General features: G+C 66.8%; 19 protein-coding genes and 1 pseudogene. 14 read left to right on the forward strand and 6 right to left on the reverse strand.

The genetic code is table 11. The features are described 5' to 3' along the window. The 6 genes from mbhE to mnhG form a co-directional block, all read left to right on the forward strand. A partial coding sequence (mbhE, locus tag N7333_RS18110) for a hydrogen gas-evolving membrane-bound hydrogenase subunit E (RefSeq protein WP_279859191.1) occupies positions 1-827 on the forward strand: 827 nt, incomplete at its 5' end. After that, positions 827-1,231, forward strand: coding sequence for a Na+/H+ antiporter subunit C (locus N7333_RS18115; protein ID WP_003245535.1), 405 nt, complete (start codon positions 827-829; stop codon positions 1,229-1,231). The genes mbhE and N7333_RS18115, both read left to right, overlap by 1 nt. Then, the gene (locus tag N7333_RS18120) at positions 1,228-2,724 is read left to right on the forward strand and encodes a proton-conducting transporter membrane subunit (RefSeq protein WP_129481546.1); all 1,497 of its coding nucleotides are present in this window, start codon (positions 1,228-1,230) and stop codon (positions 2,722-2,724) included. The genes N7333_RS18115 and N7333_RS18120 overlap by 4 nt, the downstream gene beginning before the upstream one ends. Continuing rightward, positions 2,724-3,221, forward strand: coding sequence for a Na+/H+ antiporter subunit E (locus N7333_RS18125; protein ID WP_096826009.1), 498 nt, complete (start codon positions 2,724-2,726; stop codon positions 3,219-3,221). The genes N7333_RS18120 and N7333_RS18125 overlap by 1 nt, the downstream gene beginning before the upstream one ends. Further along, complete coding sequence (locus N7333_RS18130) at positions 3,218-3,529, forward strand: monovalent cation/H+ antiporter complex subunit F (protein WP_003245540.1); 312 nt, start codon at positions 3,218-3,220, stop codon at positions 3,527-3,529. Before N7333_RS18125 ends, N7333_RS18130 begins: the two co-directional genes overlap by 4 nt. Continuing rightward, entirely contained in the window at positions 3,526-3,867 is a 342-nt protein-coding gene (gene mnhG, locus N7333_RS18135) for a monovalent cation/H(+) antiporter subunit G (RefSeq protein ID WP_003245543.1), read from the forward strand. The genes N7333_RS18130 and mnhG overlap by 4 nt, the downstream gene beginning before the upstream one ends. A gap of 1 nt (position 3,868) precedes the next feature. Here the strand turns inward: mnhG and dinG are convergent, their stop codons facing one another. Continuing rightward, positions 3,869-6,013, reverse strand: a complete 2,145-nt coding sequence (gene dinG / locus N7333_RS18140) for an ATP-dependent DNA helicase DinG (protein WP_012018009.1) — start codon at positions 6,011-6,013, stop codon at positions 3,869-3,871. A 139-nt stretch (positions 6,014-6,152) separates the two neighbouring features. Here dinG and N7333_RS18145 point away from each other — a divergent pair, with 139 nt between their 5' ends. Next, entirely contained in the window at positions 6,153-6,617 is a 465-nt protein-coding gene (locus N7333_RS18145) for a DUF2269 family protein (protein ID WP_003245547.1), read from the forward strand. Between the two features lie 18 nt (positions 6,618-6,635). Here the strand turns inward: N7333_RS18145 and N7333_RS18150 are convergent, their stop codons facing one another. The 4 genes and pseudogenes from N7333_RS18150 to N7333_RS18165 form a co-directional block, all read right to left on the reverse strand. After that, entirely contained in the window at positions 6,636-7,397 is a 762-nt protein-coding gene (locus N7333_RS18150; RefSeq protein ID WP_012018007.1) for a hypothetical protein, read from the reverse strand. Then, on the reverse strand, positions 7,390-7,731 hold the full coding sequence (locus tag N7333_RS18155) for a DUF1145 domain-containing protein (protein WP_232460365.1): 342 nt from the start codon (positions 7,729-7,731) through the stop codon (positions 7,390-7,392). Before N7333_RS18155 ends, N7333_RS18150 begins: the two co-directional genes overlap by 8 nt. A gap of 118 nt (positions 7,732-7,849) precedes the next feature. Continuing rightward, on the reverse strand, positions 7,850-8,584 hold the full coding sequence (locus N7333_RS18160) for an OmpA family protein (RefSeq protein WP_012018005.1): 735 nt from the start codon (positions 8,582-8,584) through the stop codon (positions 7,850-7,852). A 131-nt stretch (positions 8,585-8,715) separates the two neighbouring features. After that, positions 8,716-9,069, reverse strand: a pseudogene (locus N7333_RS18165) (OmpA family protein); the annotation flags it as partial. Positions 9,070-9,511: 442 nt separating this feature from the next. Between N7333_RS18165 and N7333_RS18170 the strand changes: the two are divergent. The 3 genes from N7333_RS18170 (at position 9,512) to N7333_RS18180 (ending at position 11,684) form a co-directional block, all read left to right on the forward strand. Continuing rightward, a complete protein-coding gene (locus tag N7333_RS18170; protein ID WP_129481547.1) occupies positions 9,512-10,009 on the forward strand; it encodes a DUF6231 family protein in 498 nt (165 codons plus the stop codon). A gap of 4 nt (positions 10,010-10,013) precedes the next feature. Further along, positions 10,014-10,496 (forward strand): YchJ family protein, encoded by a 483-nt coding sequence (locus N7333_RS18175; RefSeq protein ID WP_129481548.1) that lies wholly within the window; start codon positions 10,014-10,016, stop codon positions 10,494-10,496. 66 nt (positions 10,497-10,562) lie between these two features. Then, the gene (locus tag N7333_RS18180) at positions 10,563-11,684 is read left to right on the forward strand and encodes a hypothetical protein (protein WP_129481549.1); all 1,122 of its coding nucleotides are present in this window, start codon (positions 10,563-10,565) and stop codon (positions 11,682-11,684) included. Positions 11,685-11,792: 108 nt separating this feature from the next. Here N7333_RS18180 and N7333_RS18185 read toward each other — a convergent pair whose 3' ends face one another. Continuing rightward, the gene (locus N7333_RS18185) at positions 11,793-12,347 is read right to left on the reverse strand and encodes a hypothetical protein (protein WP_012018001.1); all 555 of its coding nucleotides are present in this window, start codon (positions 12,345-12,347) and stop codon (positions 11,793-11,795) included. A 192-nt stretch (positions 12,348-12,539) separates the two neighbouring features. On the opposite strand from N7333_RS18185, the gene N7333_RS18190 reads away from it, so the two are divergent. From N7333_RS18190 to N7333_RS18205, 4 genes are all read left to right on the forward strand, one after another. Further along, positions 12,540-13,037, forward strand: coding sequence for an LEA type 2 family protein (locus N7333_RS18190; RefSeq protein WP_177490996.1), 498 nt, complete (start codon positions 12,540-12,542; stop codon positions 13,035-13,037). Between the two features lie 5 nt (positions 13,038-13,042). After that, positions 13,043-13,234 carry an SEC-C metal-binding domain-containing protein gene (locus N7333_RS18195; RefSeq protein WP_003245566.1) on the forward strand — a complete coding sequence of 64 codons (192 nt, stop codon included), beginning with the start codon at positions 13,043-13,045 and terminating at the stop codon, positions 13,232-13,234. 7 nt (positions 13,235-13,241) lie between these two features. Continuing rightward, complete coding sequence (locus N7333_RS18200) at positions 13,242-13,706, forward strand: DUF2489 domain-containing protein (RefSeq protein WP_129481550.1); 465 nt, start codon at positions 13,242-13,244, stop codon at positions 13,704-13,706. Positions 13,707-13,879: 173 nt separating this feature from the next. Then, a complete protein-coding gene (locus N7333_RS18205) occupies positions 13,880-16,393 on the forward strand; it encodes a penicillin acylase family protein (protein WP_129481551.1) in 2,514 nt (837 codons plus the stop codon). Positions 16,394-16,481 lie beyond the last annotated feature (88 nt).

Genomic DNA, 16,481 nt, shown 5'->3' on the forward strand with positions numbered 1-16,481 from the left:
CGATGATCTTCGTCTCGGTCAACGCGCCGGACGTGGCCATGACCCAGCTGATGGTGGAAACCCTCAGCCTGATCTTCCTCGCCCTGGTGTTTCGCAAGATGCCCACCGTGCCGCCGAGCGGCGCACGCGCCCCCTGGAAGCGCCGCCTGCATGCCGGCGTGGCCATCCTCTTCGGCCTCAGCGTGACCGGCGCCCTGCTGCTGGCGGTCAGCCTGCCGCTGCCGGGCGAGGTCGCCCAGTGGTACCAGGCCAACAGCCTGCCGGGCGGGCACGGGCACAACGTGGTCAACGTGATTCTGGTGGACTTCCGCGCCTTCGACACCCTGGGCGAGATCCTCGTGGTGGCCCTTTCCGCCCTGGCCGCCGCCAGTCTGCTCGGCAGTGGCCAGCGCATCGGCAACGAGCACGGCGGCGAAGACGCCTTCACCTCGCCGCTGCTGCGCCAGGGCCTGCGCCCGCTGGCCTGGCTGATGATGGCGGCCTCGCTGCTGCTGCTGTGGCGTGGCCACAACCTGCCGGGCGGCGGCTTCATCGGCGGTCTGGTGGCGGCCTGCGGCCTGATCCTGCTGGTGCTGACCTACGGCCACGGGCAGATTCGCCGGGTGCTGCCGCTGCCACCGGCACAGCTGATCGGCATCGGTCTGGGCTGCGCGGCAGGTGCCGGCATTCTCGGCCTGCTCGCCGGTAGCGCCTTTCTCACCGGCCTATGGATCTTCCCCGGCGGACTGCCGCTGGGTACGCCGCTGTTGTTCGATGTCGGCGTATTCCTCACCGTGTTCGGCTCCGCCCTGCACATGATCGACAAGCTGACGGGAGTACGCCACTGATGGAATGGCTCGCCGCAATCACTACCGGAGGCCTGGCCGGGCTGGGTCTGTGGATGCTTCTGGACCGCAACCTCAAGCGCGTGGTGCTGGGGGTGGTGGTACTGGGCAACGCGATAAACCTCGGCGTACTCACTGCCGGACGCTTCTTCGGCGAACGTCCGGCCTTCGTCGACGCCGGCAACGGCGCCAGTACCGCCAATGCGCTGCCGCAGGCACTGGTGCTGACCGCCATCGTCATCGGCTTCAGCCTGTTCGTCTTCGCCCTGGCACTGCTCAAGCGCACCCGCGAACTGCACGGCGACAAGACCACCGACTCGGTCAGCTCGATCACCGAGCAGCCGGCGCCGGACTGGCATGCCGGCGAACATGAAAGCGATGGCAACGGCGCAGAGGCACGTCGATGAACCAGGCTTTGCTCGTTGCACCGATTCTGATCCCGCTGTGCAGCCTGCTGCTGGCCACCGTGCTGCGGCGCCATCTGCTGGCGGTGCGCGCGCTCAGCCTGGGCGGCACCGGCCTGCTGCTGGCGGCGGGCCTGGCGCTGGTCTGGCAGGCGGCTCATGGCGTGGTGCTCAGCGGCCAGGTCGGTGGCTGGCAGGCGCCGTTCGGCATCAGCCTGGTGATCGATCGCCTGTCGGCGGTGATGATCGCCATCAGCGCACTGATCGCCCTGGTCACCCTGCTCTACGGCATAGCCAAGGACAACGACACGCGCATCGGCCGCGATTTCCACCTGTTCGTCCAGGGCCTGCTGACCGGCATCTGCGGCGCCTTCATCACCGCCGACATCTTCAACCTCTACGTCTGGTTCGAGGTGCTGCTGATCGCCTCCTTCGCCCTGATGGCCCTGGGCGGTGGCAGCCGCCGGCTGGCCGGCAGCATGACCTACGTGGCGCTGAACCTGTTCGCCACACTGATCTTCCTGCTCGCCGCCGGCCTGGTCTACGGCGCCAGCGGCACGCTGAACATGGGCGAGCTGGCGATGATCATGCGCAGCGGCGAAGCGCCGCCCGGCGTCACCCCGGCGCTGCTGCTGATGCTGTTGTCGTTCGCCATCAAGGCCGCGTTGTTCCCGGTGTTCGGCTGGCTGCCGGCCACCTACCACGTGGCGCTGACGGCGGTCTCGGCGATGTTCGCAGGCCTGCTGACCAAGGTCGGGGTGTACGCGCTGATTCGTCTGGTGACCCTGCTCTGGCCGGAATACGGTCTGCCGCACCAGCTGCTGCTGTGGGTCGCCTGCGCCACCATGCTGGTGGGCGTGCTGGGCGCGGCGGCGCAGACCGAGGTGCGTCGCATCCTGTCATTCCATATCGTCAGCCAGGTCGGCTACATGATCCTCGGCCTCGCCCTGGCCACCCCGCTGGCCCTGGCCGGCGCGGTGTTCTACCTGATCCACCACATCATCGTGAAGGCCAACCTGTTCTTCATCGGCGGGCTGGCCGCGCGCATCTGCGGCTCCGAACGCCTGGTGGCCATGGGCGGCCTGTACCGGCGCATGCCCTGGCTGGCGTTGCTGTTTGCCATCCCCGCCCTGTCGCTGGCCGGCATACCGCCGCTGTCCGGTTTCTGGGCCAAGTTCCTGCTGGTCAAGGCCAGCCTGGATGCCGCCGCCTGGTGGGCTGCCGGCATCGCCCTGCTGACCGGGGTGTTCACCCTGCTGTCGATGAACAAGATCTGGAACGAGGCCTTTCTCAAACCCCATCCGCAGGGCGAGGAGGCGCTGCAGCCGGTGCCTGGCATGCGCGCGGCCTGGCTGGGCATGGCCGGCCTGGCCCTGCTCACGGTATTGATCGGCCTGGGCGCCGGCCCCCTGATCGACTACGCGGTGGCCGCCGCGGCGCAACTGGCCGATCCGCAGGCCTATCTGCAGCCCTTCGCAGCAGTGGGAGGTAACTGATGCCATTTCTCGTCCATCTGCTGGCCAGCGCGGGCCTGGCCTGGAGCCTCGGCAGCGCTCATCTGGGCGGCGGCCTGCTGGCCTTCGCGGCGCTCTATCTGCTCGCCCGCCTGCTGGGCCTGGCCGTGGCGCGTCTGCGCCGTTATGCGCAAAGCCTGGAACATGGCATCAGCTTCTGTCTGTGGTTCATCGCCCAGGTGTTCCTCGCCACCTACCACGTCGCCACCCTGGTGCTGGCACGGCGGGTGGAGGTGGAGCCGGCAGTGCTGGCCTACCCGGTCACCCGCCGCGAGGTGGACAAGGTCACCCTGCTCGGCACCCTGTTGACCCTCACCCCCGGCACCCTGGCCCTGGAATACGACGAGGAGCGCGGCCTTCTCTACATCCACGCCCTCGACGCCCGGCGCAGCGAGGACGTGACGCACATTCTGACCGAGCTGGAACGCCGCCTGCTGGCCTGGCTCGATGCCGGCAAACGCGAAGGAGTAAGCCCATGACCCTGCATCTGGCTGGTGCCGCCTGGGTCCTGCCCCTGGCCGCCGCCCTGCTCGCGCTGAGCGGGCTGATCGTGCTCTACCGTCTGCTGCGCGGGCCGAGCCGCCCGGACCGTGCGGTGGCCATCGACGCCCTGACCCTGCTGGCGGTGGCCGCCATGGCGCTGCTCTGCCTGATGCGCGGCGAGGCGCTGTTCGTCGATGTCGCCGTGCTGCTGGCACTGGTGTCGTTCCTCGGCACCGCGGCCTTCGCCTTCCTGTTCGATGACGCCCACAGCCAGCTTCCGGGCAAACGCGAGGAACGACCATGAACGAAGTACAGGCCTGGCTGGCATCGCTGCTGGTGCTTGCCGGCGCACTGATTTCCCTGCTCGGCGCGATTGGCGTGCTGCGCCTGCCGGACAGCTACAGCCGCATGCACGCGGCGAGCAAGGCCGGAGTACTCGGCGCGGTGCTGCTGCTGGGCGCCGTGGCGCTGGCCAGCAGTGGCGAACTGGCCCTGGAGGCTCTGCTCGGCCTGCTCATCCTGCTGGCCAGCGCGCCCCTGGCCGCCCATGCCGTGGCCCGCGCCGCCCACCGCGCCGGTATCAGGCCGACACTGGGACGCCTGGGCGACGATCTGGAGCGCAGTCACCAGAAAGGCGAGTGACTCAGTCGATCTGCCGACGAAACGGCGGCAACGCGTTGAGAATGGCCTTGCCGTAGCGCTGGGTGACCACGCGCCGGTCCAGCAGGGTGATGGTGCCGCGGTCGGCCTCGGTACGCAGCAGGCGGCCGCAGGCCTGCACCAGGCGCAGCGAGGCGTCCGGCACGGCGATTTCCATGAACGGATTGCCGCCGCGCGCCTCGATCCATTCGGCCAGCGCCGCCTCCACCGGGTCGTCCGGCACGGCGAAGGGAATCTTGGCGATCACCACGTGCTCGCAGTAGGCGCCAGGCAGGTCGACGCCCTCGGCGAAGCTGGCCAGGCCGAACAGCACGCTCTCCTCGCCCGAGTCGACACGCGCCTTGTGCTTGTTCAGGGTCTCCTGCTTGGACAGGTTGCCCTGGATGAACACGCGCTTGCGCCAGTCGCGGTCGAGGCCGTCGAACACATCCTGCATCTGCCTGCGCGAGGAGAACAGCACCAGCGTGCCGCGGCTGCCGGCCACCAGTTCCGGCAACTCGCGCACGATGGCGGCGGTGTGCAGCGCCGCCTCGCGCGGGTCGGCCTTCAGATCCGGCACGCGCAGCAGCCCGGCATCGGCGTGGTGGAAGGGGCTCGGCACGATGGCGGTGACCGCCACCTTGGGCAGCCCGGCGCGCATGCGGTAACGGTCGAAGGTGCCCAGCGCGGTAAGGGTGGCCGAGGTCACCAGAGCGCCGTGGGCGACGTTCCACAGGTTGCGGCGCAGGGTTTCGGCGGCCAGGATCGGGCTGGCGTTGACCTCGATGTCGAACAGCGCGCCGCTCTCGGCCAGGGTCAGCCAGCGCGCCATGGGCGGGCTTTCCTCGGGGTCTTCGGCGGTGAAGGCCAGCCACAGCTCCCAGTTGCCCTTGGCCCGCGCCATCAGGCTGCCGAACAGCGGGTACCACTCCTCGGCCTGATGGCTGGCGATGCCCACCGCGCCCTCGCCGTCCATGGCTTCCTTGAGCAGCTCGGTGACGCCGGTGAACAGGTCGTTGAGCTTGGAGAAACCCTTCTTCAGCTCCAGTCCCAGCTCGGTCAGGTGCTCCGGCACCACGCCGCCGACGAAGCGGTGACGCGGGCGCTCGCGCCCCTCCATGTCCTCGCCGGCCTTGAAGTCGGCGATCTGCTCGCAGGCACTGAACATGAACTGCTGCTGGGTCTTGAGCTCGCGGGCCAGCTCCGGCACCTGTTCGATCAGGCGGCCGAGATCGCCCGGCAGCGGGTTCTGCGCCAGCAGCTTGGTCAGGTTCTTGTCGATCTGGGTCAGCCAGTCGGCGGTCGAGCGCAGGCGGGTGAAATGGGCGAAATGGCCGATGGCCTTGTCCGGCAGGTGGTGCCCTTCGTCGAAGACATAAATGGTCTCGCGCGGGTCGGGCAGCACCGCGCCGCCGCCCAGGGCCAGGTCCGCCAGCACCATGTCGTGGTTGGTGACGATCACGTCGACCTTGCCCATGCCCTCGCGTGCCTTGTAGAAGGCGCACTGCTGGAAGTTCGGGCAGTGGCGGTTGGTGCACTGGCTGTGGTCGGTGGTCAGCTGCGCCCAGCGGCTGTCTTCCAGCTCCTCCGGCCAGCTGTCGCGGTCGCCGTCCCACTTGTTGCCGGCCAGTTTCTCGATCATCGCGGTGAACAGCTTCTGCCCCTGCTCGTCGACGTCGATGCGAAAGCCTTCTTCCTCGAACAGCTGGGCAGTGGCGCTCTGCGCGGCGCCGTCCTGCAGCAGGTGATCGAGCTTGGACAGGCACAGGTAACGGCCACGGCCCTTGGCCAGGGCGAAGCTGAAATTCAGCCCGCTGTTACGCAGCAGATCCGGCAGGTCCTTGTGCACGATCTGCTCCTGCAGGGCGACCGTCGCGGTGGCGATCACCAGGCGCTTGCCGGCGGCCTTGGCGGTGGGAATGGTGGCCAGGCTGTAGGCCACCGTCTTGCCGGTACCGGTGCCCGCCTCCACCGCGACCACGGCCGGCTCGCCCAGGCGCTTGCCCTCGTCGTCGGTCTTGATGGTGCCCAGCACCTTGGCGATCTCGGCGATCATCAGACGCTGGCCATAGCGCGGCTTCAGCGACTTGGCTTCGAGAAAGCGCGAGTAGGCGCCCTGGATCTGGGACTTGAGTTCGGTACTGAGCATGAGTTCTGGAACGAAAAAGGCTGGATAAATTTTCAGTATTCGCGGATCGGCCGCTATCATAGCGCGCCAATCGCTTCGGCGCAGACTCACGTGCCCTCGAGTTTCGCCAGAGGCCTGCCCACTCGTCCGGAGACCGCGCATGACCCCTTACGCCCCGCTCTACGCCCTGCATCTGCTGGCCGCCGTCATCTGGGTCGGCGGCATGTTCTTCGCCTGGATGATCCTGCGCCCTGTTGCCGTGCAGGCGCTGGAAGCGCCGGCGCGCCTGCGTCTGTGGCTGGGCGTGTTCGAGAAGTTCTTCGTCTGGGTCTGGGTGGCGGTGGTGACGCTGCCGCTGAGCGGTTTCGCCATGCTGCATCTGAGCCATGGCGGCCTCGATGGCGCACCGCGCTACGTGCAGATCATGATCGGTCTGTATCTGGTGATGCTCGCCCTGTTCCTGCGCATCCAGGCGCTGCGGCTGCCGGAGCTGCGCCGCGCGGTGGCCAGCGAGAACTGGCCTGCCGGCGGCGAGGTACTGGGCAAGATTCGCAAGCTGGTGGGCAGCAACCTGCTGATCGGCCTGTCGCTGATGGCGCTGGTGGCGATGCGTCCGTCCTTCTGAGGACGCTGCCCGCCTCGATCAGAAACGCAGCACCTGCAACGCGCCATCGGGCCCTGCCGGACCTTCGCGCCCGGCTTGCCCGGGCTTGCCATCCGGGGCGCCATCGACTCCGTAGAGCAGGCAACCCTTGGCCTTGCCACCGCGACCGGCACGCCCCGCGGCCCCGGCTTCGCCGCCTGCACCGCCATCGAGCAGCACGCGCAGACGCTCCACCTCGACGTGCTGCGCGGCTTCCAGCGTCACCTTGCCGCCTGCGGCGCCCGCCAGACCGTCGCTGCCGTCCTGACCGTCATGGCCGGCACTGGCCTGCCCCCAGGTGCAACCGCCCGGCTGGCCATGGGCGCCGTCCAGGCCCGCATAGCCAGGCGTGCCGCGCCCGCCACGTACGTCCAGAGTGAGATCGTCGAAGGTCAGCCGGTGCAGCTTCAGATGGATTTCACGTCCTGCTGTCGCGGGTCGCTGATAGCTGCCCGCGGCGCCCCTGGCGCTGATCCAGGCGCCCGGGGCGATCTCGCCGTCCAGCACTTCCAGGCGCAGCGCCTGCTCGCTGGGCGCCACACCGATACGTGCTTCGCGCCCCATCAGCAGTTGGCCGATGCGCAGCTCCGTGAGCGTAGCCGGGATGAGCAACGTGGCATGATCCGCCACTTCCAGACGCTCCAGCTGCAACGCGCTGCCGGCATTGGGCAGGCGCATCAGGGCGTGGGAAGGTACCGTGATCTGCGTATCGGCTGCCGCCGTGGCGGCGCCGAGCCACAGCACCAGCAGCAGATTACGCATGCGCCGCCTCCTCGGCTGCGGCCGATGCCTCGGCGGCAGCCGCCACCGTCGGCTTCAGCGGGTAGAGGTGGAAGATGCCGAACAGCAGTACCTGCAACCGGTCGAGCCAGGGATTGCTGCGCCCGGTCAAGGTGTCGGCGAACAGCCAGAGCTGCACCCCATGCAGAACCAGGAGGAATGCCGCCAGCAGGTGGATCAGTTGTTCGAAGGGGGGCCCCACCCATTTGACCAGGGCCGCGCCGAATACCAGCCAGAACGACAAGGTCAGCGCCTTGCCAGCAATCAACAGTGCTTTCATCCCGCCCTCTCGCTCGGTTTTCCAGTAGCGCAGCACGTTAACCGCTCGCGGCCCGGACCACCAGTCTGGAGGGCGTTTTTGCATGACTTCGTCTAGCGCCTGGCGACAAGGCGGCGAGCCTCAGACCCTCCCCGGTCCGAGGCACGCTCGTTGCTCAACGGGAAACGTACAGCTCTACCCTGCGGTTCTGCGCACGCCCGGCATCACTGCCGTTGTCCGCCACCGGCTGGCTCTCGCCGCGTCCTTCGGTGCTGAGCTTGCCGGCCGGCACGCCCTGGGCGACGAGGAAATCCGCCACGCTACGCGCACGGCGCTCGGACAGACCCTGGTTGTAGGCGTCCGAGCCGACGCTGTCGGTATGGCCGACGACCTTCACCGAGACCAGGCTGGCGCCGGTCAACCGTGCGCTGACATCGGTGAGCAGGCGCCGCGCCTCGGCGGTCAGTTCCGCGGAGTCGAAGGCGAACAGCACGTTGCCCAGGTCGCTCAGGACGATGACTTCGTCCTGCGCTACCGGCTCCATGGCAGGCGCAACAGGGGCGCTGGCGGGGTACTGCGGCAACGGGCAGCCGTTATGGCTCACGGCGGTACCGGCAGGCGTGCCGGGGCAGCGGTCGCGGCGGTCGAACACGCCGTCACCGTCCTCGTCGCCATCCTGCGCGTAACAGATGATGGTGCCGAGCAGCGCACCGGCGACAGCGCCGCCTGCTGCCCAGGTGGAACTCTCGATGGCACCCAGGCCGCCACCGGCCAGGGCTCCGATCGCACTGCACAGGGGCCAGTTCCCCTGGTTGAGCGGCGCGTCTCCCGTACTGGAAGTCGTGGCACAACCGGAGAGAACACTGCTGACCAAGAGAAAAGGTAAAACCCTCGAAAGGTGGGCTCTCATGGCGGTGTCTCCTGTGTTACCGACTGAATGCCGGTAACACAGGAGTAAAGACGCCGCTTCGCTTGAGCACAAGAACAGCAGAGCCCGCGCGGCTTGTGGCCGGGCGGGCTCTGCTCAGGCATTACCCCGGCTTAGGGCTGAGCCTCGACCTCGGCTTCTACGCGACGGTTGATGGCACGGCCTTCGGCGGTGGCGTTGTCGGCAACCGGGCGGCTTTCGCCATAACCCACTGCCTGGACGCGATTGGACTCGACGCCGTACTGGTTGACCAGTACCTCGCGCACCGCATTGGCGCGGCGCTCGGACAGGCCCTGGTTGTACGCGTCACTGCCCACCGAGTCGGTGTGCCCTTCGACCACGGTGCTGGTCTGCGGGTATTGCTTCATGAAGTCGGCCAGCGCTTTGATGTCGCCGTAGCTTTCCTGCTTGACCTGAGACTTGTCGAAGTCGAACTTGACGTCCAGCTCGACCCGCACCGCCTCGGCCCGAGGTTCGGCGACCACGACTTCTTCGACGACGACTTCCTCGGCCACGGCAACCTGCTGCGCATCGGCGCCATGCACCCAGCAGTAGGCAGCCGCCATGCCGGCACCAAGCACGGCGCCGCCACCCGCCCAGGTGGAGCTTTCGATCGCACCCAGCGCAGCACCGCCGACACCGCCCACCGCCGCACAGGTGGGCCAGTCGGATTTCTGCAAGCCGGCGCAACCGGTCAACAGGGTACTGGCCAGAATCAGGGGTACAGCGTTCCTTGTGATGCTCATACTTTAGGTCTCCAATGTTCATCGGCCCATAACCGATTCAATGGTAGTAAAGACAGGAGTTGTGCAATCCGCCAGCTATAGGAGGTATTGCGCATAATTTCCTCGGACTCTAGGCCTGTTCCCGGCGTCACGTTAGTCTTTGTCGAGTTTTCGAGGATGTTCCATGACCGCCAGCCCAAGTTCCCGTACCCCGCAGCAGGCCCTGGCCGCGCTGCTCGACCGTTACAGCCCGGCGAAGCTCCTGCTGCTCGGCGCCAGCGAGCTGCCCGCACTCAGCGCCTTCCAGAGCGTGCATCCGGACTGCAGCGTGAGCCTGGCGCCGGCCGCCGCGCTGACGCCAGAACTGGCCGCACAGCGCTTCGACCTGGCCCTGCTGGTCGATTGCCTCGAGCACATGCCCAAGCGCGAAGGCCTGCAGTTGCTGGGCGGCATTCGTAATCTCAATGCCAGCCGGGTCGCCGTGCTGGTGGATCTGCAGGCGAGCGATTGGCGCGAAACCGATTTCTTCGCCCTCGCCATGCAGGCCAGCGAGCAGTTCCAGCGCGAGGGACAGACCCTGCATCTGTTTACCTACGATCTGCTCGACTACAAGCAGGTCCCCGACTGGCTCAACGCCAAGTTCTGGGCCAACCCGGAAAACTTCGGCAAATACTGGTGGTGAGGCGATGAGCCAGCTCGATCCAAGCTGCCCCTGCGGCAGCGGCAAACTACTCGGCCAATGCTGCGGTCCCTACCATGCCGGCAGCCACGCCCCCAGTGCCGAGCTGCTCATGCGCTCGCGCTACAGCGCGTATGTGCTGGGCCTGGTGGACTATCTGGTCGCCACCACCCTGCCCGTGCAGCAGAGCGCCCTGGACCGCGAAGCCATGGCCGCCTGGAGCGCCCAGGCCACCTGGCTGGGCCTAGAAGTCGAAGGCAGCGAGGTATTCGGCGGCCAACCCGAGCATGCGCAGGTCACCTTCACCGCGCGCTGGCATGACGAGAACGGCGAGCACTGCCATCGCGAATGCTCGGCCTTCGTCCAGGTTCAGGGGCGCTGGTACTTCCTCGACCCGACTGCGCCCTTGAAAGCCGGGCGCAACGACCCCTGCCCCTGCCAGGGCGGGCAGAAATTCAATAAGTGCTGCGCCCCCTATCTCGGCACCTGACTGGCACTCGCACCGCTTTCTGCTTGAGTTGAAGCGTCCGCAGGGACATTCAACAAGGAGAAGGCCATGCACAAGAAGAGTGGTATCGCGTTCATCCTGGCCAGCCTGCTTATGGGCTGCGCCGGACAGCCCAATGGGCCGACAGGGGACTACACGGATCTGGGCGACAGCCAGCGCGTCAGCCGGCTGTTCGCCTATCCGAACAACTGCAGCGTGATCTGCTACCGCGACTGGACGCTGGAACAGACCGTCGAGCATTACCTGAAACAGAGCCTGGCACGCGACGGTTACGACCAGGCCAGCGTACGCGTGCTGCGCAACGGGGAGCGCATTCAGGCGTATTTTTCAGGCACGCCGCAGGGCTACGGGCGCTCCCTGCAGCAGCTGCTCGATTCCGGCGACCTCGCCTACCAAGGCGCCAGCCAGCTGAACCGCGACGGCAAGTGGCAGTACAACTGGTACTTCTTCCTGCCGCTGGGTATGGCGCTGGAGAACCGCAAGAGCGTCGAGCTGCTGCATTTCCCACCCGATTACTCGCTGACCCAGGCTCAGGACTACCTGCGCTCCAGCACCACCGACCGCTGGGCCGCGCTGCTCAGCTACAACGGCATTCCCCAGGCCCAGACACCGGCCTATCAGACCATCGTCGATATCGCCCCCATCGCCGCACCGGCCAGCGCCGGCAGCGCCCTGGAGGGCGTCTACGGCTACTTCAACAGCTACCAGCAGCGCATGGTCAGCGAACTCAGCGCCGGCAAGGGCGACGGTACGCTGCCGATGGTTGCCTTCGGCAGCCCGGTGCGCAACTGGATCAAGCAGCAGTACGGCGTGAACCTGCCCGTGCTCGGCCTCGGGCAGATCAGCGCGGCACCCGGCCAGCTGGTTTCCGTGCTGGGTGCCAACCATCCCAGCTATATCTGGTACGCAGCCGATCCGGCCAACAACCAGGGCAGCGAAGACAAGGCCAACGCCACCGGAATCCGGGTGATGGGGCAGGATCTGAGCGCCGCCTGCTGGCAGGCCGGCATGGGTCAGCAGCCTGCGGGCAACCCGCAGCAGACCCTCGCCGCCTGTACCCAGAAGTGGCAGGTGACGGACAAGATGCAGACCTGTGAGCTGTTCTTCGTCACGGTACGCAATCTCAAACCGGAAGAGGCCGAAGCCAAATGCAAGAACCAGGCAGGCTGACCGATCTGCCCGCCCTGCAGGCAGGCCGCTAAGCGGAGCGAATGCCGCGGCCGACGTCGCGGCGTTCCTTCAAGCCAGTGCGGCCGGCCCCAGCGCGCAGAATGCCGCTCACTCCTGCAGTTTCAGATGCGAGGTATCCGGCGGTGGCGCGGCGGCCTCGGCCTTGGCCTGGCCCATGTCGCTGCCCACCGGGGCCAGACTGAACTGCGAGAGGTCGACGCGAGGCGCCTGGGCATCGGGCTTGGCGTCCTGCAGATCGGCACCTACCGGGGCGATGCCGAAGTCGGGCGCATCCACTTCGCTGAATGCCGCCATGTACTCGTCGCGCGGAGCCACCTGCAGGCGTCCCGGCCTGGGCGCTGCGGCCGGCACCACCGGTGCGCCGGCCGTTTCGAGCGGAGGCGGAGGCGCCAGCTCGACCTCCTCAATCGGCATGTCCATGTCGACCACTTCCACCCGCGCACCGGCGCGCTCCAGCGTCGCCCGGTACTTCTCCGCCCCGGCCGCATCGAGATTGTTCTTGATCACGATGCGACGGCCGGAAAACAGCTGAGCGATGCGCTGGGCGTCAGCCTGGAACAGCTTGGCCATGTTGGCCTTGACCAGCTCCGGTTGGGCGCCAGGCACCAGTTGCCCGGAGAAGGCGATCTCATAGCGACTCATGGTCACACTCCTGTCCTATTCAGGTTGCAGTATGGCGCAGGTTTTTTTGCGCTAATACTGCAGGCGTCTCATCCATGTTGTTTCGAACCGTCCAGACCGTGAAGAGCAACCGTATCGTATTGAAAATAATGGCTCTTGCCCGGTTGCAGCCGAGCGCTTGCTTGTTACACTGGGGCGCAACGGGGGTATGAAATGCTTTCTCAGGCGCAAATGATAAGAATTATCAGCCTATTGATGTTTTTCGGCCTGCTTTCTGGCCTCACAGGATGCTCTACCTGGATGACAGGTAGTTTCAAGGACCCGGATGTCCAACTCATCAAAGTTGATGTGGTCAAGGCCAGGCTGCTCGAACAGGAGTTCCGCCTGCGCTTTCGTATCGATAATCCCAACGGCGTGAACCTGCCGGTGCGCGGGCTGGACTACAACGTCCACCTCAACGGCATGCTGCTGGCCGAAGGGCATTCCAACGAGTGGTTCACCGTGCCTGCGCATGGCCATCACGTGTTCGAGGTACCGGTGCGTACCAACCTCTGGCGCCACGTGCGACAGATCGTCAAGGCGCTGGAAAAACCCGACGTGCCGATCCGCTACAGCCTCAAGGGCGAGGTAAAAACCGGCATGTTGTTCGGACGCCGCGTGCACATGGCGCGCAATGGCGAGATAATTCCGGGCGATTTCATCCCGGAGTAACCGCAATGAGCAACCAACCCCACGTCCACGGCCCCGACTGCAACCATGATCACCAGCATGACCATGGTCACGTTCACGGGCCGCATTGCAATCACGGCCATCAGGAGCCGGTGCGCAACGCCCTGAAGGATGTCGGCCGCAACGACCCCTGCCCCTGCGGCAGTCAGAAGAAATTCAAGAAGTGCCACGGCGCCTGAGGCTCGGATGAGCACGATAACGCTCACGCTCGTGCTGGCCGGTCTGCTGCTGATCGCTGCGCTGGCGGCGTATGCCTGGCACCTGTGGCGCCGCGTCTGGGCGCAGCAGGAAAGCCAGGCCGCCGCCGAGCAGGAACGCCGGCAGCGGCTCGGCGGTGACCTGAACATCCTCGCCAGCAGCCTGCTGGACGAGCAGCTGCCGCTGATCGAAGGTGCCATCCGCATCAAGGTGCTGCTCGACAACTACGACAGCGCCCTGAGCAACGATGCCCGCTGCCAGGTCTTTCACCAGCTGTTCGAAGCCACCGCCGACGTGCCCACCCACGCCGCCTGGAAGGCGCTGGACAAGCCCGCACGCCGACGCTTCGAGAAGCGCTTCACCGAGCTGGAGCTGCAACACAAGGCCGCCGCCCGCACGGCAGCGCGCTGGCTGCTCGACGAAGGGCTCGCCAGCCGGCCGGACAGGGCCTGAGCACGTCCCCAGCAGCGGCGCACGCCTGCGGCGATGAGCAGGCAGCTGGCCGCCCCCTTGTCAGGCCAGACCAGCCTCTTTACCTTGGCGACTTTGGCGCCGGTCGCAGCCCGACCGGCGCTTCGCGCACCCTTGTCGCCCTTCTGAACGCTCGCACTCCAAGGACAACCGCCATGCGTACGCTGGCCTACCTGACTCTTGCCGCCTCGCTGACCGGCCTCGCCGGCTGCCAATCCTTTCTCAACAGCCGCTATGCCGACAGCGTGCCGCCCACCCGTGGCGTGGAGCGTGTGCAGGGCATTGCCGAAAGCGCATCGGTACGGCGCAACGCCCTCGGCATGCCGCTGATCGAGTCGGGTACCTTCCACGACGCGCTGTTCACCCTGGGTTACGTGCACGCCGGCGACCGCCTCAGCCAGATGGTCGGCATGCGCCTGCTGGCCCAGGGCCGCCTGGCGGAAATAGCCGGCCCCGGCGTGCTGGAGATGGACCGCTTCATGCGCGCGGTGAACCTGAAGAAAAGCGCGGAGATCCTCTACGCCGACGCCTCACCGCGCCTGAAACGCTTCTTCGAGGTCTATGCGCGGGGCGTCAACGCCTACATGTTCCGCTACCGCGATAGCCTGCCGATGGACCTGGCCGAAGCCGGCTACCGTCCCGAGTACTGGAAGCCCGAGGACTCGGTGCTGCTGTTCTGCCTGCTCAACTTCGGCCTGTCGGTGAACCTGCAGGAAGAGGTCGCCGCGCTGACCCTGGCGCAGCGTGTGGGCGCCGACAAGCTGCCCTGGCTGCTGCCCATCTACCCGGACGAGCCGCTACCCTTCGCCGAAGCGGAAAAGCTCGCCGGCCTCGACCTGAAAGGCCAGCTGCCGGGTCTGCAGGCGATTTCCCGCACCGCCGCGCAGATCGCCGAACAGCACATGCTCGGCGTCGCCGCCTCGAACAACTGGGCCATCGCGCCGCAGCGAACCCGTGGCGGCAAGAGCCTGCTGGCCAACGACACGCACCTGCCGCTGGCGATGCCTTCGCTGTGGAATTTCGTGCAGATCCGCTCGCCCAAGTACCAGGCCGCCGGCGTCTCGCTGGCCGGCGTGCCGGCGGTGGTCGCCGGCTACAACGGCAAGCTGGCCTGGGGCATGACCATGGTCATGGGCGACAATCAGGACCTCTATCTCGAGCGCATCCGCCGCGAAGGCAGCCGCCTGATGTACGAGGCCGACGGCAAATGGCTGCCGGTCACCGAGCGCCAGGAAACCTTCTTCATCAAGGGTCAGCGACCGATCCGCGAAACGCTCTTCGAAACGCGCAACGGCCCGCTGCTCAATTCGGTGCTGGGCGAACGCAAGCATCCGCTGCAGCCGCTACCCGTGCAGAGCGGCTACGGCCTGGCGCTCAAGACCACGCAGTTCGAGCGCGACCAGAGCCTCGATGCCTTCTTCGACCTGTCCCGCGCGCAGTCGGTGGACGCGGCCTTCGAGGTCGCTCGCGAGATTCGCGCGATGCCGCTGAACATCGTCTTCGCCGATGCCCAGCACATCGGCTGGCAGGTCACCGGACGCTACCCGAACCGCCGCGACGGCCGTGGCCTGCTGCCCTCCCCCGGCTGGGACGAGCGCTACACCTGGGACGGCTTCGCCGACCCGATGCTGCATCCTTACGATCAGGACCCACCGCAAGGCTGGCTGGGCACCGCCAACGAGCGCAGCGTACCGCCGGGCTACGGCATGCAGCTGTCCAGCTCCTGGTACTACCCGGAGCGCGCCGAGCGCATCGCCGAACTGGCCGGCCGGGGCAGCCACGACGGTCGCAGCATGATCGCCATGCAGTACGACCAGACCTCGCCCTTCGTCGCCAAGCTGCAGGCCATGTTCAACGACCCGGCCATGCACGACCCGCTGCGCCAGGCCATCGCGGCGCTGCCGGCCGGCCAGCGCGAACGTGCCGACGAAGCCCTGAAACGCCTCCTGGCGTTCGACGGCAAACTGGCTGCCAGCTCGGCCGATGCCGCCATCTACGGCGCCTTCCTCCACGAAAGCGCGCGGCAGATCTTCCTCGACGAGCTCGGCCCGGAAGACGGCCCGGCCTGGAACGCACTGGTGCAAACCGCCAACGCCTCCTACTCGGCACAAGCCGACCACCTGCTCGGCCGCGCCGACAGCCCGTTCTGGAACGACGTCCGCACGCCCGAGCAGGAAGACAAGCCGACCATCCTGGCGCGCAGCCTGGCGGCCAGCATCACCCTGCTCGAGAGCCGCCTGGGCGCTGAGCGGCGCAACTGGCAATGGGGCAAGCTGCACACCTACGAATGGGTGACCGACACCACCCGCCTGGCGCCCTACATGAGCGCCGGCCAGCGCAGCAGCATCAATGCCCTGAAAGGTTATCTGGACCGCGGCCCCTACCCGGCCGGCGGCGACCACAGCACCCTCAACGTCGCCGCCTATGCCTGGGGCCAAAACTTCGATACCTGGCTGGTTCCGGCCATGCGCATCGTGGTGGACTTCGCCGCCGACGAGCCGCTGATCGGCGTCAACAGCTCCGGCCAGTCGGGCAACCCGGCCAGCCCGCACTACGCCGACGGCATAGACGCCTGGCTCAAGGCCGGTTACATGAGCTTCCCGTTCAAATCGGAGAATCTGGATAAGGTCTACGGCAACCAGCGTCTGCTGCTGATGCCGGGCAAATGATGACCGTTCGTCGGGTGCGCTGAACCTTTTCCTCAGCGCACCACTCTGAATATTCGACTTACTCCATAGATCATCGTTTAAGGCGCTT

The organism is Pseudomonas sp. GD04158 (assembly GCF_029834875.1).
GTDB lineage: Bacteria > Pseudomonadota > Gammaproteobacteria > Pseudomonadales > Pseudomonadaceae > Aquipseudomonas > Aquipseudomonas hydrolytica.

Bases quoted from the DNA above. Each gene is read 5' to 3' on its own strand.
- N7333_RS18115 (WP_003245535.1), top strand. From the start codon at position 827: ATGGAATGGCTCGCCGCAATCACTACCGGAGGCCTGGCCGGGCTGGGT.
- N7333_RS18120 (WP_129481546.1), top strand. From the start codon at position 1,228: ATGAACCAGGCTTTGCTCGTTGCACCGATTCTGATCCCGCTGTGCAGC.
- N7333_RS18125 (WP_096826009.1), top strand. From the start codon at position 2,724: ATGCCATTTCTCGTCCATCTGCTGGCCAGCGCGGGCCTGGCCTGGAGC.
- N7333_RS18130 (WP_003245540.1), top strand. From the start codon at position 3,218: ATGACCCTGCATCTGGCTGGTGCCGCCTGGGTCCTGCCCCTGGCCGCC.
- mnhG (WP_003245543.1), top strand. From the start codon at position 3,526: ATGAACGAAGTACAGGCCTGGCTGGCATCGCTGCTGGTGCTTGCCGGC.
- dinG (WP_012018009.1), bottom strand. From the start codon at position 6,013: ATGCTCAGTACCGAACTCAAGTCCCAGATCCAGGGCGCCTACTCGCGC.
- N7333_RS18145 (WP_003245547.1), top strand. From the start codon at position 6,153: ATGACCCCTTACGCCCCGCTCTACGCCCTGCATCTGCTGGCCGCCGTC.
- N7333_RS18150 (WP_012018007.1), bottom strand. From the start codon at position 7,397: ATGCGTAATCTGCTGCTGGTGCTGTGGCTCGGCGCCGCCACGGCGGCA.
- N7333_RS18160 (WP_012018005.1), bottom strand. From the start codon at position 8,584: ATGAGAGCCCACCTTTCGAGGGTTTTACCTTTTCTCTTGGTCAGCAGT.
- N7333_RS18170 (WP_129481547.1), top strand. From the start codon at position 9,512: ATGACCGCCAGCCCAAGTTCCCGTACCCCGCAGCAGGCCCTGGCCGCG.
- N7333_RS18175 (WP_129481548.1), top strand. From the start codon at position 10,014: ATGAGCCAGCTCGATCCAAGCTGCCCCTGCGGCAGCGGCAAACTACTC.
- N7333_RS18180 (WP_129481549.1), top strand. From the start codon at position 10,563: ATGCACAAGAAGAGTGGTATCGCGTTCATCCTGGCCAGCCTGCTTATG.
- N7333_RS18185 (WP_012018001.1), bottom strand. From the start codon at position 12,347: ATGAGTCGCTATGAGATCGCCTTCTCCGGGCAACTGGTGCCTGGCGCC.
- N7333_RS18190 (WP_177490996.1), top strand. From the start codon at position 12,540: ATGCTTTCTCAGGCGCAAATGATAAGAATTATCAGCCTATTGATGTTT.
- N7333_RS18195 (WP_003245566.1), top strand. From the start codon at position 13,043: ATGAGCAACCAACCCCACGTCCACGGCCCCGACTGCAACCATGATCAC.
- N7333_RS18200 (WP_129481550.1), top strand. From the start codon at position 13,242: ATGAGCACGATAACGCTCACGCTCGTGCTGGCCGGTCTGCTGCTGATC.
- N7333_RS18205 (WP_129481551.1), top strand. From the start codon at position 13,880: ATGCGTACGCTGGCCTACCTGACTCTTGCCGCCTCGCTGACCGGCCTC.